This window comes from Leifsonia araucanica, from assembly GCF_051161895.1.
Lineage (GTDB): Bacteria > Actinomycetota > Actinomycetes > Actinomycetales > Microbacteriaceae > Leifsonia.
On record NZ_JBMBTW010000002.1, the window covers coordinates 753392 to 768885 of the forward strand.

The 15494-nt window shown below is 69.4% G+C and carries 16 protein-coding genes; 14 read left to right on the forward strand and 2 right to left on the reverse strand.

The window, feature by feature from the left end; translation table 11 throughout:
- Positions 1-44 precede the first annotated feature (44 nt).
- Positions 45-692, forward strand: a complete 648-nt coding sequence (locus ACN6M5_RS03555; protein ID WP_434948526.1) for a DUF1990 domain-containing protein — start codon at positions 45-47, stop codon at positions 690-692.
- A gap of 1 nt (position 693) precedes the next feature.
- Positions 694-1920 (forward strand): radical SAM family heme chaperone HemW, encoded by a 1227-nt coding sequence (gene hemW, locus ACN6M5_RS03560; protein WP_434948527.1) that lies wholly within the window; start codon positions 694-696, stop codon positions 1918-1920.
- Between the two features lie 99 nt (positions 1921-2019).
- Here hemW and ACN6M5_RS03565 read toward each other — a convergent pair whose 3' ends face one another.
- Together ACN6M5_RS03565 and ACN6M5_RS03570 are read right to left on the reverse strand one after the other, a co-directional pair.
- Complete coding sequence (locus ACN6M5_RS03565; protein WP_085371233.1) at positions 2020-2400, reverse strand: DUF4870 domain-containing protein; 381 nt, start codon at positions 2398-2400, stop codon at positions 2020-2022.
- Positions 2401-2552: 152 nt separating this feature from the next.
- The gene (locus ACN6M5_RS03570; protein WP_434948528.1) at positions 2553-3203 is read right to left on the reverse strand and encodes a DUF4870 domain-containing protein; all 651 of its coding nucleotides are present in this window, start codon (positions 3201-3203) and stop codon (positions 2553-2555) included.
- A gap of 158 nt (positions 3204-3361) precedes the next feature.
- On the opposite strand from ACN6M5_RS03570, the gene hrcA reads away from it, so the two are divergent.
- The 12 genes from hrcA to ACN6M5_RS03630 all read left to right on the forward strand — a co-directional run bounded on the left by hrcA (position 3362) and on the right by ACN6M5_RS03630 (position 15387).
- Positions 3362-4381 (forward strand): heat-inducible transcriptional repressor HrcA, encoded by a 1020-nt coding sequence (hrcA, locus tag ACN6M5_RS03575; RefSeq protein WP_085371231.1) that lies wholly within the window; start codon positions 3362-3364, stop codon positions 4379-4381.
- Positions 4382-4409: 28 nt separating this feature from the next.
- On the forward strand, positions 4410-5516 hold the full coding sequence (gene dnaJ, locus ACN6M5_RS03580) for a molecular chaperone DnaJ (protein WP_085371230.1): 1107 nt from the start codon (positions 4410-4412) through the stop codon (positions 5514-5516).
- Between the two features lie 7 nt (positions 5517-5523).
- Positions 5524-6252: a 16S rRNA (uracil(1498)-N(3))-methyltransferase gene (locus tag ACN6M5_RS03585; protein WP_434948529.1), complete on the forward strand. Its 729-nt coding sequence runs from the start codon at positions 5524-5526 to the stop codon at positions 6250-6252.
- A gap of 24 nt (positions 6253-6276) precedes the next feature.
- Entirely contained in the window at positions 6277-6630 is a 354-nt protein-coding gene (locus ACN6M5_RS03590) for a histidine triad nucleotide-binding protein (protein ID WP_085371228.1), read from the forward strand.
- The gene (locus tag ACN6M5_RS03595; RefSeq protein WP_434948530.1) at positions 6620-7705 is read left to right on the forward strand and encodes a PhoH family protein; all 1086 of its coding nucleotides are present in this window, start codon (positions 6620-6622) and stop codon (positions 7703-7705) included. Before ACN6M5_RS03590 ends, ACN6M5_RS03595 begins: the two co-directional genes overlap by 11 nt.
- A gap of 10 nt (positions 7706-7715) precedes the next feature.
- The gene (gene ybeY / locus ACN6M5_RS03600; protein WP_085371226.1) at positions 7716-8177 is read left to right on the forward strand and encodes an rRNA maturation RNase YbeY; all 462 of its coding nucleotides are present in this window, start codon (positions 7716-7718) and stop codon (positions 8175-8177) included.
- Between the two features lie 7 nt (positions 8178-8184).
- Complete coding sequence (locus ACN6M5_RS03605; protein WP_434948531.1) at positions 8185-9483, forward strand: hemolysin family protein; 1299 nt, start codon at positions 8185-8187, stop codon at positions 9481-9483.
- Positions 9480-10373, forward strand: a complete 894-nt coding sequence (gene era / locus ACN6M5_RS03610; RefSeq protein WP_085371224.1) for a GTPase Era — start codon at positions 9480-9482, stop codon at positions 10371-10373. Before ACN6M5_RS03605 ends, era begins: the two co-directional genes overlap by 4 nt.
- Positions 10374-10453: 80 nt before the next feature.
- The gene (locus tag ACN6M5_RS03615) at positions 10454-12355 is read left to right on the forward strand and encodes a sensor histidine kinase (protein ID WP_434948532.1); all 1902 of its coding nucleotides are present in this window, start codon (positions 10454-10456) and stop codon (positions 12353-12355) included.
- Positions 12352-13062 carry a response regulator gene (locus tag ACN6M5_RS03620; RefSeq protein WP_256922135.1) on the forward strand — a complete coding sequence of 237 codons (711 nt, stop codon included), beginning with the start codon at positions 12352-12354 and terminating at the stop codon, positions 13060-13062. Before ACN6M5_RS03615 ends, ACN6M5_RS03620 begins: the two co-directional genes overlap by 4 nt.
- A 91-nt stretch (positions 13063-13153) precedes the next feature.
- Entirely contained in the window at positions 13154-13951 is a 798-nt protein-coding gene (locus ACN6M5_RS03625; RefSeq protein WP_434948533.1) for an ABC transporter ATP-binding protein, read from the forward strand.
- A complete protein-coding gene (locus tag ACN6M5_RS03630; protein WP_085371221.1) occupies positions 13948-15387 on the forward strand; it encodes an ABC transporter permease in 1440 nt (479 codons plus the stop codon). Before ACN6M5_RS03625 ends, ACN6M5_RS03630 begins: the two co-directional genes overlap by 4 nt.
- Positions 15388-15494: the final 107 nt, after the last annotated feature.

The following is a 15494-nucleotide window of genomic DNA, read 5'->3' on the forward strand; positions in this document are numbered from 1 at the left end:
CGCAGCGTTTTCCCGCACGCAACGCGCCAAGTAAAGTTGTCACCATGCGTCGCTCCACGTTCACCGATGAGCCGGTCACCTATGGTGCGGTCGGTGGGACGCAGGCTGCCGACCTGCTCTACTACCCGCCGAAGGGCTACAAGTCGTTCATCCGCCAGGCGCGCATCGGCAGCGGGGAGGAGCGGTTCGCGTCGACCGTCACTGCGCTGATGACCTGGGGTGTGCAGCGGGGGAGCGGCATCAAGGTCACCGAGACCCACGAGGGCACCGGCGTTCAGTATGAGGGTGTCGTGTTCAACCCGGATGGCACGCCGGCGAAGATGCAGGAGCACCGGCCGTCCGAGGCGATTTTCGCCGATGACGGGTCGCCGTATATCGCCAACGGGATGACCGCCGTGCTGAAGATCCCGTTCTGGCCGCTCACCGTGTCCGCGCCGGTGCGGGTGGTGTACGTCATCGACGAGCCGCAGCGGGCCGGGTTCGCGTATGGGACGCTGCACGGGCATCCGGAGTCCGGCGAGGAGGCGTTCATCGTCGAGCTGAGGGATGACGGGTCGGTGTGGTTCGTCGTGCGGGCGTTCTATCGGCCGTCGACCACGTTCTACCGGCTGGCGTCGCCCGTTCTTCGGCTGGCGCAGCGGCGGTACACCGCCCGGTATCTGCGTTCGTTGCTTCCCGCCAGGGCGGCCTGAGGTGCCGAGCGCTCTTCCCCTCGGCGACCCTGCACCCGCCGACGGACTGCTGCCGTCCAGCGTGCTCGACGGTGTCGGCGAGCGTGCGTTCGGTGTGTACCTGCACGTTCCGTTCTGCCGGGTGCGCTGCGGGTACTGCGACTTCAACACGTACACCGCCACCGAACTGCGCGGCGTCTCCCAGTCCGAATACGCCGGCCACGCCCAGCGGGAGGTCGCGTTCGCGGCCGCAGCGCTCGACGGCAGCGGACTGCCCGCCCGATCCGTGTCGACCGTCTTCTTCGGCGGGGGAACGCCGACCATGCTGCCCGCCTCCGACCTGGCCGGGATGCTCGGCGCGGTCCGGGACGCCTGGGGGCTCGCACCGGGGGCCGAGATCACCACGGAGGCCAACCCGGACTCGGTCGACGCCGACTACCTGCGCAGCCTCGCCGACGCCGGATTCACGCGCGTCTCGTTCGGGATGCAGTCGGCCGTGCCGCACGTGCTGGCGACGCTCGAGCGCACCCACGATCCGGAGCGGGTGCCGCTCGTGGTCGAGTGGGCGCGGGATGCCGACTTGCAGGTGAGCCTCGACCTCATCTACGGCACGCCGGGGGAGTCGCTGGCGGACTGGGAGCGGTCGCTCGACTCGGCGATCGCCTGCCGCCCGGACCACCTCTCCGCGTACTCGCTGATCGTGGAGACCGGCACCAAGCTGGCCAGGCAGATCAAGTCCGGCGTCGTCGCGGAGCCGGACGAAGACCTGCAGGCGGACATGTACGAGCTCGCGGATGCCCGCCTCGCCGCTGCCGGATACGGCTGGTACGAGGTGAGCAACTGGGCGACCGACGACGACCACCGGTCCCGCCACAACCTCGCGTACTGGCAGGGCCACGACTGGTGGGGCGTCGGTCCGGGCGCGCACAGCCACGTCGGCGGCGTCCGCTGGTGGAACGTGAAGCATCCCGCAGCGTACGCGGGCCGCGTGCTCGCCGGGGAGTCGCCCGCAGCGGGCCGCGAGACCCTGGATGCGGAGACCAGGCGGGTGGAGCGCGTGCTGCTGCTCACGCGCATCCGGGACGGGATCGCGACCGCCGAGCTCGACCAGTACGGCCGCACGGCCGTGGCCGGGTTGATCGCCGACGGACTGGTGGATGCGCGGGCCGCGCTCCGCGGGACCATCGAGCTCACGCTGTCGGGCCGTCTCCTCGCCGACGCGGTCGTCCGCAGGCTGCTCGACGACTGACACCGTCGCCCGGCGCCGACGACACGCGCCCGGCACACACCCCGGAAACGACGAACGCCCCGGCTCGGAAGCCGGGGCGTGCGACGAAGCGGTCGAACGTCAGCTGACGAACTTGATCGCCACCGGGTAGACGTAGTACTGACCCTGGTTGGCCTTGATCGCCGCGATGATGCTGAAGACGATGTTCAGGATGGCCGCAGCAGCGATGATCAGCACGCCGACGAACACGATCGTCAGGATTCCGCCCACGATGTACGCGATGAAGATCGTGATCTGGAAGTTCAGCGCCGTCGCGGTGTGCGCGCGGACGAACGGGCCCTTGTCCTTGAGGACGAGGTAGCCGACGAGCGCCGGGATCCAGTTGAAGATGATGCCACCGATGTGGACCAGGGTCGCCCACAGCTTCTCATCCGAGGGGCTGAGCTGCTGGGACTGGCCTCCGTACGGTGCACCAGGCGGCGGCGGGGGCGTTGCGGACATGTTCTCTCCTTGGCTGCGCCCGGGGTCCGGGCGGGTCGTGGACGGGATCGTCAGCCATAACAGTAGGGCAAACATCCCGAAACTGGGAAGACGCCGAGAGACCCGGGTCCCTCGGCGTCCTCCGGCGGTGCTCTGCGGCCGGGTTCTGCGCGCTACTTGATGAAGCGGAAGTTGACCGGGTAGCGGTAGGTTCCTCCGCTGTTCACCTTCACGAATCCGAGGATCGAGAACACCAGGTTCACGACGTAGAGGATCCACGGGATGAGCAGGCCGAAGATCAGCCAGCCGAAACCGGTGAACGCCAAGACGGCGCCGACGATCTGGGAGGCGATCCAGACGATGATCCAGGTGATCTGCCAGTTGAGGGCTTCCTTCGATTCCTGGTTGGTCAGCTGACCGCGGTCCTTGAAGACGAGGAAGATGATCAGCGACGGCAGGATCCAGAGGATGCCGCCGAGGTGGGCGAACGACGCCCACTGCTTGTCGGACGCCGCGTCGAGCGGAGCGGCGGCAGGAGCGCCCGCGCCGCCGTACGGCTGCTGCGGCTGCTGACCGTACGGCTGCTGCGGCGGGGGCACCTGGCCGCCGTACGGCTGCTGCGGCTGCGCCGGAGGAACGTTCGGCTGCTGCGGCGGGGGCACCTGGCCGCCGTACGGCTGCTGCGGCTGCGCCGGAGGAACGTTCGGCTGCTGCGGCGGGACCTGACCGTATGGCTGCTGCGGCTGCGCCGGGGGGACGTTCGGCTGCTGCGGGGGAACGCCGTTGCCTTCCGGGTTGACCGGCGGCTGGTTCGGGTCACTCATGGTCGGAGCCTTTCGTGAGGGGCAGGCACGTATTCGCACCTGTGCGCATACCGTACTGCCGCCGCTCCCGGCGGGGCAATGATCGTGTGGGCGTGTCAGCGCGTTATGATTAGCACTCAGGTTCAGTGAGTGCTAAAGGTCTTCGGGAGGCGGGTCGCATGGTTTCTGAGCGGAGCCTCGAGGTGCTGCGCGTCATCGTGCAGGACTATGTCGCATCGCGCGAACCGGTCGGCTCGAAGAGCATCGTCGAGCGGCACGCGTTCGGCGTGTCGGCGGCGACGATCCGCAACGACATGGCCGCGCTCGAAGAGGAAGACCTGATCGCCGCCCCGCACACCTCGTCCGGGCGCGTCCCCACCGACAAGGGCTACCGGCTGTTCGTCGACCACCTCGCGGAGATGCGTCCGCTCAGTCAGGCGCAGCGGCAGGCGATCGAGGTGTTCCTCGGCGAGTCCGTCGACCTCGACGACGTGCTCGCGCGCACCGTGCGGCTGCTGTCGCAGCTGACCAACCAGGTCGCGCTCGTGCAGTATCCGTCTGTGACACGGTCGCGCATCCGGCACATCGAGCTGGTGACGCTGGCGCCGCGCAGGCTGCTCAGCGTGCTGATCACCGACTCCGGCGCCGTCGAGCAGCGCGTGATCGAGCTCGGCGCCGAGCTGTCCGACGAGGAGGTCGCCGAGATCCGCGGCGCCATCAACGGCGCTGCGGCCGGGCTGTCACTCAGCGACGCGACCGCCAGGCTCTCCCAGCTCCCGGACGCGCTGACCGAGCGCACCAGGGCGCTGGTCGACCCCGTCGCGACGGCCCTCATGGAGCAGATCGCCGCGAACCGCCAGGACAAGCTGGTGATGGCCGGAGCCGCGAACCTCGTGCGCACCGAGCACGACTTCACGGGGAGCATCTTCCCCGTCCTCGAAGCCATCGAGGAGCAGGTCGTGCTGTTGAAGCTGTTCGGCGAGATGGCCGGCGACCAGCACGGGGTGGCGGTGAGCATCGGGCGTGAGAACGCGTCGTTCGGGCTCGCGGAGACCTCCGTGCTGTCGAGCGGCTACACCGCATCCGGGTCGGAGCTGGCGCGTCTCGGCGTGCTCGGCCCGCTCCGCATGGACTATTCGAGCAACATGGCCGCCGTGCGAGCGGTGGCCCGCTACCTCTCCCGCCTGCTCGGCGAATAAGACAACGAACGAGAAGGAAAAGCCGTCTGTGGCCGACCACTACGAAGTCCTGGGCGTTGAGCGCAACGCCACCCCCGATGAGATCAAGAAGGCGTACCGCCGCCTCGCCCGCGAACTGCACCCGGATGTGAACCCGTCCGCCGAGGCGTCCGAGCGTTTCAAGCTGGTCACCCACGCGTACGACGTGCTGAGCGACCCGCAGCAGCGCGAGCAGTACGACCTCGGCCCGCAGGCCGGGTTCGGCGGAGGCGGCCAGAACTTCGGCGGCTTCGGCGACATCTTCGAGACGTTCTTCGGAGGGGGCGGCCAGACCAGAGGGCCGAAGTCCCGCCGCGAGCGCGGCCAGGATGCGCTGCTGCGCGTCGAGGTGGACCTCGACGAGGTCATCTTCGGCACCCACCGCGACCTCGAGGTCGACACCGCCATCGTCTGCGAGACCTGCAACGGCTCGTGCTGCCAGCCGGGCACCGCTCCGGTGACCTGCGACATCTGCCACGGCACCGGCAGCATCCAGCGCTCCGTGCGTTCGCTGCTCGGCAACGTGATGACCTCCACCCCCTGCGGCACCTGCCGTGGCTACGGCACCGTCATCGCGACGCCGTGCGTCACCTGCCAGGGCCAGGGCCGCGTGCGCGCCCGCCGCACGGTTCCCGTGGACATCCCCGCCGGTGTCGACACCGGCCTCCGGCTGCAGATGCCGGGCAGCGGCGAGGCCGGTCCCGCCGGCGGCCCGAACGGCGACCTCTACCTGGAGATCAAGGTCAAGCACCACGACGTGTTCAGCCGCGACGGCGACGACCTGCTCTGCACGCTCGAAGTGGCGATGACGGATGCGATCCTCGGCACCACGGCCACGGTCAAGGCGCTCGACGGCGACATCAAGCTGGAGCTGAAGGCGGGCATCCAGAGCGCGGACATCATCACGGTGAAGGATCGCGGCATCACGCACCTGCGTGGCAGCGGCCGCGGCGACCTGCGGGTCGGCATCCAGGTGGTCACCCCGACGAAGCTCGACCACAAGGAGCGCGAGCTCATCAAGCAGTTCGCCTCGACGCACAAGCAGGAGGAGCCGTCGCTGGCCCGCTTCCAGCAGGGTCTCTTCGCCAAGCTGCGCGACCGCTTCCTGAACGTCTGATCCCGGCATGAGCTCGCTCTACCTGCGGGAGGACCTGGAGACGGCGACGGTCGGGGAGCGCCTGTCGATCACCGGTGCTGAGGCGAAGCACGCGGCGACGGTCAACCGCACCCGCCCCGGCCAGTCGGTGATGATCGGCAACGGCCGGGGTCTCTTGGCGACGGGCGAGGTGGTAGAGGCAACCAACGCCGCGCTGACCATCGACGTGGCCACGGTGCAGCAGGTGGAGCGCGGCGCGCCGGCGATCACCCTCGTGCAGGCCCTCGCGAAGGGCGACCGCGACGAACTCGCCATCCAGGCCGCGACCGAATTGGGCGTGGATGCGGTGATCCCGTGGGCGGCATCCCGGTCGGTCTCCCGCTGGGAGGGCCAGAAGGTCGCCAAGGGCCGCGAGCGCTGGGCGACCATCGTGCGCGAGGCGGCGAAGCAGTCGATCCGGGCCTGGGTGCCGGAGGTCGGGGAGCTGGCGTCGACCAAGCAGGTCGCTGCACTCTGCGCCGACGCGCGCGTGCTCGTGCTCGAGCCGGACGCGGACGTGCCGCTCACCTCGCTGCAACCGGATGCGCGCCCTCTCGTGCTGGTGGTCGGCCCGGAGGGCGGCATCGCGCCGTCGGAGCTCGACGCGTTCCGCGACGCGGGCGCCGAGCTCGTGCGTCTCGGCTCGACGGTGCTGCGCACCTCGACGGCCGGGCCGGCGGCCTTGGCCGTGCTGAACGCATCCATCGGCCGTTGGTGAGGCGTGGCGCTTAAGATGGGAGACATGGAAACCGAGCAGCCTTCGATCTTCTCCCGCATCATCGCGGGCGAGATCCCGGCCGACATCGTCTACGACGGCGAGCGCATCATCGCGTTCAGGGACATCGCGCCCAAGGCGCCCGTGCACCTCCTGGTCGTACCCAAGACGCAGCAGTACCGCGACGTGACCGAGCTGGCGGCGGGGGATCCCGCCCTGCTGGCCGAACTGGTCGCGACGGCGAAATCGCTGGCGGAGGAACACTCCGACGGTGATTTCCGTTTGATCTTCAATACCGGGGCAAATGCGGGACAGACCGTGTTCCATGTGCACGCCCACGTTCTGAGCGGAGAGCTCGAGGAAGGAAGCCTTGCCGACTAGCGAATCAACGCCTGCAGCGGGAGCATCGGAGTCCGAAGCACGCCTGCACGTCGACGGCGTGCAGATGGTGCGGCTGCTCGGCCCGCAGGATCGTCTGCTCACCACGTTGGAGCGGCAGTACCCGCAGGTCAGCGTGCACGTTCGCGGCAACGAGATCTCGCTCACCGGCGACGCGTCCCAGGTGGATGCGGCCCGCCGGCTGATCGAGGAGCTGCTGCTGATGGTGCGCAACGGCCAGGAGATCAGCCCCGCCGAGGTGACCAGTTCGGCGAAGATGCTGGACACCGGCCTGAACCTGAGCCCGTCCGACGTGCTCAGCCAGGCCATCCTGACCGCGCGCGGCAAGGCGATCCGGCCGAAGACCCTCGGTCAGAAGCAGTACGTCGACGCCATCGACCACAACACCATCGTGTTCGGCATCGGACCGGCCGGCACGGGCAAGACCTATCTGGCGATGGCGAAGGCCGTGCAGGCCCTGCAACGCAAAGAGGTCAACAGGATCATCCTGACCCGCCCGGCCGTCGAGGCCGGCGAGCGGCTCGGCTACCTGCCTGGCACGCTCACCGACAAGATCGACCCGTACCTGCGTCCGCTGTACGACGCGCTCAACGAGATGATGGACCCGGACATCGTGCCGAAGCTGCTCGCGGCCGGGACGATCGAGGTCGCTCCGCTGGCGTACATGCGCGGACGCACGCTGAACGACTCGTTCATCGTGCTCGACGAGGCGCAGAACACCACGCCGGAGCAGATGAAGATGTTCCTCACCAGGCTCGGCTTCGGCTCGCGGATGGTCGTCACCGGCGACATCACGCAGGTGGACCTGCCGACGGCGGCCAGCGGTCTCCGGCTGGTGACGCGGGTGCTGAAGGACATCGACGACATCTACTTCGCGCGTCTCACCAGCGACGACGTCGTCCGGCACACGCTGGTCGGCCGCATCGTCGACGCATACACCGAGTACGACGCGCAGAAGCAGGCGCTGCACTACGAGCGCGAGCAGGCGGCCGAGTTCGCCAACCGTGCAGAGCGCCGCTCCGCCGTCCCGCGCGACCGCTTCCCGAAACGACGTTAGGCCCGGCCCCATGAGTATCGAAGTCAACAACGAGTCGGCCATCGAGGTGGACGAAGCTGCACTGCAGCGGCTCGCCGGGTACGCGTTCGACATCATGCACGTGCATCCGGATGCCGAGCTCGCCATCGTCCTGGTGGACGAGGCGGCGATGGAGCAGCTGCACGTGCAGTGGATGGACGAGCCTGGGCCGACCGACGTGCTGAGCTTCCCGATGGACGAGCTGCGCCCCGGCACGGAGGAGGAGCCTGCTCCTGCCGGGCTGCTCGGCGATGTCGTGCTCTGCCCGCAGGTCGCTCAGGCCCAGGCGGAGACGGCCGGACATTCCCTGATGGAGGAGCTGTTGCTCCTGACGACGCACGGCATCCTGCACCTGCTCGGCTTCGATCACGCCGAGCCGGCCGAGGAGCGCGAGATGTTCGGCATCCAGCGCGACATCCTGGTGGGCTTCTCCCGCTACGACCGACAGCGATAGGCACCGGATGCTCGCAACGCTGTTCTTCATCGTCGCGTTCCTGCTCGTCGCGTTCGGCGGCCTGATGGCCGCTGTGGACTCCGCGCTGTCCGTGCAGTCCAGGAACGATATCGCCGAGCTGGCCGAGACCTCGCGGTCGAAGACGTCGCTGCTGGCGATCGCCGCCGATCCAGGCGCGTACTTCAACGCGATCAACTTCAGCCGCATCACCGCGGAGACCACCGCTGCGGTGCTCGTGACGCTCGCCTTCGAGCAGATCTTCGACGAGTGGTGGGTCTCGCTGCTGCTGTCCGCTCTGATCATGACGGCGGTGTCGTTCGTGCTGGTCGGTGCGAGCCCGCGGAGCGTCGGACGCGCCAACTCCACGATGCTGCTGCGGCTGACCGCGCCGCTCGTGCGGTTCATCCGGGTGCTGCTCGGTCCGATCGCCGGCGGCCTAGTGGCCCTCGGCAACCGGGTGACGCCGTCGCGGGCGCGCTCCGCGCCGGTCGCGAGCGAGGAGCAGCTGCTCAGCATCGTCGACGAGGCCACCGAGTTCGACGTGCTGGAGGAAGACGACCGCGAGCTCATCCACTCGATCTTCGAGTTCAACGAGACGGTGGTGCGCGAGGTGATGATCCCGCGCACCGACATGGTCGCCATCGACAAATCGGCCGGACTCGGCACCGCGATGGGCCTGTTCTTTAGCAAGGGCGTGTCCAGGATGCCCGTGATCGACGGCGACCCGGACGAGGTCGTGGGCGTGCTCTACCTCCGGGATGTGGCCAAGCTCAGCTTTGAGAGCCCGCTCGGCGCCGACGAGCTGACGATGGGCGACATCGTGCGGCCCGCGCTGTTCGTGCCGGAGTCGCAGAAGGCGGACGCGCTGCTGCGGCAGATGCAGCTGGAGTCCAACCACCTGGCGATGGTGGTGGACGAGTACGGCGGCATCGCCGGGCTGGTGACCCTGGAAGACCTGATCGAGGAACTGGTCGGAGACATCTCCGACGAGTACGACCACGAGGTGGAACTGGTGCAGCAGGTGGGGGAGGGACGCTACCGCGTGAGCACCCGCCTCCCCATCGACGAACTGGGCGAGCTGTTCGACCTTGAGCTGGACGACGATGACGTCGACAGCGTCGGTGGCCTCGTCTCCAAGGCGCTCGGCCGCCTGCCGGAGGTCGGCTCGACCGCATCCACTCACGGACTGCGGTTCACGGTCGACCGCACAGAGGGCCGCCGCAAACACGTCAGCACCGTGCTCGTCGAACGCGACGCAGCACTGATCTCGGCGCCTGGCGCGCCGGAAGAGGAGAACCACTCGTGAACGACTTCCACGCCGGCTTCGCGTCGTTCGTCGGCCGCCCCAACGTCGGCAAGTCCACGCTGACTAACGCGCTCGTCGGCGAGAAGGTCGCGATCACGTCCTCGAAGCCGCAGACCACCCGCCGCGCCATCCGCGGCATCGTGCACCAGAAGAACGGCCAGCTGATCCTGGTGGACACCCCGGGCATCCACCGGCCGCGCACCCTGCTCGGCGAACGGCTCAACTCGCTCGTGCAGTCGACCCTCGGCGACGTGGATGTGATCGGCTTCTGCATCCCCGCCGACGAGAAGATCGGCCCCGGCGACCGGTTCATCAACGAGCAGCTCGACGAGTACCCGCGCGCGAAGAAGGTCGCGATCGTGACCAAGATCGACGCGGCGAGCAAGGCGGCCGTGGCCGAGCAGCTGCTCGCGGTCTCTGCGCTGCGCGAGTGGGAGGCGATCGTGCCGCTGTCGGCGACCAGCCACATCCAGCTGGACACACTGACCACCGAGCTGATGCGTCTGCTGCCGGTCTCTCCCGCACCGCTGTACCCGTCGGATGCCGTCACCGACGAGGGCCTGGAGGACCGCATCTCCGAGTACATCCGCGAGGCGGTGCTGGAGGGCGTCGAGGACGAGCTGCCGCACTCGCTGGCAGTGACCATCGACGACATCATCGAGCGCGACGACAAAGACCTCGTGGAGGTCTACGCCAACCTGTTCGTCGAGCGCGACAGCCAGAAGGCGATCGTGATCGGCAAGGGCGGCAGCCGCATCCGGGAGGTCGGCGCCACCGCGCGCAAGCCGATCGAGGAGCTGCTCGGCAAGCACGTGTTCCTGTCGATCAGGGTGAAGGTGGCGAAGGACTGGCAGCGCGACCCGAAGCAGCTCGGCAGGCTCGGCTTCTAGGAGCGCCGCGGCGTACATCCCTGGGATGAAATCGGCCGTTCGAGGCGGTGCAGCGCCCGTCGGCCCCGTACCGTAGAGGGATGCCGTACCGTACCCGCCTGGTGGAGAGGATCGTCCCGTACCGCTGGGTCCTCGAACCGGCGCTCGGTGTCGTCCTCTTCCTCTCGTGGGTGATCGCCGGACTTCCGTTCGAGTTCCAGTCGGCGCTCGCGCTCACGTTCTACTGCGCGGCGGTCGCCGTCTCCCGGGTGCTTCCTCCCGTCTCGCTCGGGCTGCTCTGGCTCGCGGTACTGGGGGAGGCGACGGAGTCGGTCTCGATGCCGATGCCGTTCCGGGTGCTGTCCGCCGTGGCCGTGCTGATCGCGGTGTTCGGCATCGCCGCGCACTCCGGGCCGGTGGTGCGCTGGCTCGACTTCGCGTCCGCCATCCTGGTCGCGCCGATGCTGGCCTACCTGTTCACGGTGCGCGGTGAACTGAAGTTCCCGCTGATCGGGCCGGTGATCGGCGGCTACTACACCAGCCAGGGCGTCGGGCTGCTGCTGATGAGTCTGCTGCTCGCGGTGACCTTCGTGGCGGGCTGGCTGCTCGGGTTCCTCGTCGCCCGGCAGCGCGCGAGCAGTGTCGGCGCCGGCGCGGAGGAGGGTGCAGTGCCGGGTGCCGAGACGGGCAACCACTCCGTGCTCGTCTGGCTCGCCTCCTCCGGTGGCACCCCCGTTCCCGAGAGCGACCCCAACCGCACGGGCCTCGTGCGCCGCCTCACCAGACGGCAGCTGACGTTCGACATCGCCGGCGCCGTGCTGTTCGCCGTGCTGTGCCTGCCGTTCGACTCGGCCGGGCTGTTCGGCATCTCCGGGGACGGCGGAGCCCGGTCGGCGATCGTGGTGGTGATCGGCTTCACGGTCGCGGTCGCCGTCCGCCGCATCTCCCCGGCCGTGGCCCTCGCCATCGCCTGGCTGACCGCGGTGCTGCAGATGACCACCGGCCACAGCATCCAGTTCAGCGATGTGGCCATCCTGGTCGTGCTGTACGCCACGGCCGCGTACGGCGACAGGATCGTGCGCTGGTCCGGTCTCATCTCCGCCGGTCTCGGCGCGGTGGTCGCCGCCCTGTACCTCTCGCTCACCGCCGCCCTCAACCAGAGCTACCTCGACCTGCTCTCCGGCGCCATCTCGCGGCTGGCGCTCGAGTTCGTCTTCCTCGTGGTGGTGAGCGCCACCGTGCTCGGCCTGTCCTGGGTGCTCGGCCTGCTCATGCGCACCTGGCGCAACGCCAGGATGTCCAGACGCGCCCAGGTGGTCGCGGAGTTCGACAGGGCGCGTGCCGTCGAGGACGTCGTGGTCGAGCAGGAGCGCACCCGCATCGCCCGCGACATGCACGACGTGGTCGCGCACTCGCTCGCGGTCGTGATCGCGCAGGCGGACGGCGCGCGCTACGCCCGGCACGCCGACCCCGATGCGGTCGACGTCGCGCTCAAGACCATCGCATCCACCGCCCGGTCCGCTCTCGGCGACGTACGGGTGCTGCTTGCCGAACTGCGCCACGCCCAGCCGGAAGGTCCGCAGCCGTCGCTCGACGACCTCGACCGCACGGTCGAGCAGGTGCGCGCGGCCGGGCTCGACGTCACCGTCGAACGCATCGGCGGCTACGGGATGCTCGGCTCGGCCCAGCAGATCGCCGCGTACCGCATCGTGCAGGAGGCGCTCACCAACGCCCTCCGGCACGGAGATACCAGCATGCCGGCCACCGTCGTCCTCGCCGAGGTCGCGCAGCGCGACGGAGGACCCGGCATCACCATCACCGTGAGGAACACCATGAAGACCGTCCAGACCGACACCCCGGCCACCGGAGCGCTTCCGCGCGTCGGCCACGGCCTGCCAGGGATGCGCGAGCGGGCGACGCTCGCCGGAGGGAGCCTCGCGGCCGGCCCGGCCGGCGGCGAGTTCCTGGTGAACGCGTTCCTGCCGGCGGGGGAGACGGCGTGAGCGGCGACCAGCTGACGGACGCCGTCGAGGCCGCGACCGGGCGCATCCGGGTGCTGCTGGTCGACGACCAGCCGCTGTTCCGCGCCGGGGTCAGGATGCTCGTGGGATCGCAGGCCGACCTCGAGTTCGTCGGGGAGGCGGCCAACGGGGCGGAGGGCGTGCAACTCGCCAGGGACACCGCGCCGGACGTGGTGCTGATGGACATCCGGATGCCCGTGATGGACGGGATCGCGGCGACGACCGAGATCATCGAGAGCGCCGCCCGCGAGGCCAGGAGTGCGCCGCGGATCGTGGTGCTGACCACCTTCGACCTCGACGAGGCCGCTGCCCGCGCCATCCGGGGCGGCGCGAGCGGCTTCGTGCTGAAGGATGCGGAGCCGGAGTTCCTGCTCGCGGCGATCCGCACCGTGCACGCGGGGAGCGCCGTGATCGCGGCGGGGGCGACGCGCGAGCTGTTCCAGTACTTCTCGTCCAGCGAGCCGGTCAAGCCGGAGCCGGAGGAGTTCGGCAGCCTCACCGCGCGGGAGCGGGAGATCTTCGTGCTCGCGGCGCGCGGTCTCAGCAACGCGGAGATCGCGGCGACGGAGTACCTGAGCGAGGCGACGGTGAAGACGCACATCAGCCGCATCCTGAGCAAACTCGGGCTGCGGGATCGCGTGCAGATGGTCGTCTACGCATTCGAGCACGGCCTCACCGCGGCGGAGTAGGGAACGGGCGCAAGAATCATCCTTCCGGCTGATCGCGGATAGCCCTGCCGCCCGATCCGGTGACCATGCCCGCGTCCCTAGCGTGGTGAGTATGGACAACATCACCACCGAGACCGTCACCTCCGCCTCGCCGATCACACCGCCGGAGGAGCCGCTCGTGGCCCGCGTGGTCGATGCGACCAAGTCGTACGGCTCGGGGGCAGGGCGGGTGAACGCGCTCGACGGCGTCTCGCTCGGCATCCCGGCCGGCCGCTTCACCGCCATCATGGGCCCGAGCGGATCGGGCAAGTCGACGCTGATGCACGTCATGGCCGGACTCGACACGGTCACCGGCGGCCAGGTGTTCCTCGGTGACACCGACATCACCCGGCTCGGGGATGCGGAACTCACCGTCCTGCGGCGCCGTCGCGTCGGTTTCGTGTTCCAGTCCTTCAACCTGGTGCCGACGCTCGACGTCGCCGCGAACATCCGGTTGCCGTTCGAACTCGACGGCCGCCGCCCGACGCGCACCCAGGGCGAGTGGATCGACCACCTGATCGACTCGCTCGGCCTGCGCGCGCGGCTCACCCACCGCCCGCACGAGCTGTCCGGCGGCCAGCAGCAGCGCGTGGCCATCGTGCGCGCGCTCGCCACCCGCCCCGACCTGATCTTCGCCGACGAGCCGACGGGCAACCTCGACTCGCGCACCGGCCGCGAGGTGCTCACCCTGCTCGCCGAGGCGAGCCGCACATACGGGCAGAGCATCGCGATGGTCACCCACGACCCCATCGCGGCGAGCTACGCCGACCGCATCGTGTTCCTCGCCGACGGCCGTGTCGCCGCCGAGCGCGGACGCTCAGCAGCGGAAGAGATCTCGTCGTACATGCTCGGAATGGAGCAGCACGCGTGAGCCGCCCGTTCTCCGCGTTCCGCGCGAACGCCCGCGACCACCGCGCGAGCATCCTGGTCGCCGCCCTCAGCGCCGCGTTCGGCGTCGCCCTGCTGTCCACCACGAGCGTGCTGTCCGCATACATCGCCGACAGCCCGGTCGCCGAGCACGGCGCCGTCGGGGTCGCCCTCGGGATCGTCGCCGGGGTGTTCTTCATCATCGCCGTCTACGTCGGCGCCATTGTCACCACGAACACCTTCGCGACGGTGATCGCCGGCCGCACGCGGACCATCGCGCTGCTGCGCCTGATCGGGTCGAGCGCCCGCGCGCAGCGTCGCTCGGTGGCGAGCGAGGGGCTCGCGGTTGGACTCGTCGGCGCGAGCATCGGCGGCGTCGCTGCGGCGGTGCTGTCACTCGCGGCTGTGCGTCTCTTCGTCGCCGTCGGGGTGCTGCCGGACGTTCTCTATCCGGTGATCACGCCCGCGCTGCTCGCGCCGGTCGCCGTGGTGATCGTCACCACCTGGCTCGCCTCCTGGGTCGGCAGCCGCCGCGTGCTCACGGTCACTCCGGTGCAGGCACTCGGCGCTGCGGAGGAGCGTCCGGCCGCCGCTGTGCGCCAGCGTGGTCGTCTCGTCGTCGCGATCGTCTTGCTCGTCTCCGGCGTTGGGTTGCTCGTGTTCGGCCTGCTGCTCGGGCTGGGCGTCCTCGCCACGAGCGGCATCCCGATCGCCAGCGGGTACGGTGTGCTGATCGCGCTGCCCGGCGGGGTGCTGTCGTTCACCGGGATCGTGCTCTCCGCCCCGTTCTTCATGCCGGGCGTGCTGCGCGCGGTCGGGCTGCTGTTCGGCCGGGGAGCGGCGGGCAGGCTCGCCGCCGCGAACGCGGTCAGGAACCCGGAGCGCAGCTCGCGCACCACCATCGGGCTCGTCATCGGCGTCACCCTCATCACCATGTTTGTGGTGGCCGCGCAGTCCTACCTCCAGATGATCCGTGAGGCGGCGAAGAACGAGCCGGGGATGTACGAGGGAGCTGAAAGTGTCCTCACGGTCACGATGCTGATCTTCACCGTGCTCGTCGGGTTCTCGGCGATCATCGCCGGGGTCGGTGTGATCAACAGCCTGTCGCTCAGCGTGCTGCAGCGGCGGCGCGAACTCGGCCTGCTGCGCGCGCTCGGCTTCAGCGCCGCGCAGGTGCGCAGGATGATCCTCGCCGAGAGCGCCCAGCTGACCATCGCGGCCGTGGTCACCGGACTGGTGCTCGGCACGGCGTACGGCTGGGTGGGCGCGCAGTCGCTGCTGGGGAGCATCCCGGGCGGCGGGCTGCTTGCTCCGGTGCTGCCCTGGCCGTTCCTCGCGATCATCGTGGTGGCGGCCGCGGCCCTTGCCCTGCTCGCCTCGCTCGCGCCGACCCGGCGGGCCACCGCGGTCGCGCCGGTCGCCGCCCTGGCGGTCGACTGAACGAGCGCTCAGGCTGCGAAGCCTCGGAGTCGGCTGAATGTCAGCCCGGCTACAGCTTTCCGCAGCCTGAGCGCTCCATAATCGAACCGCTTTGCATGCTTTTGGAG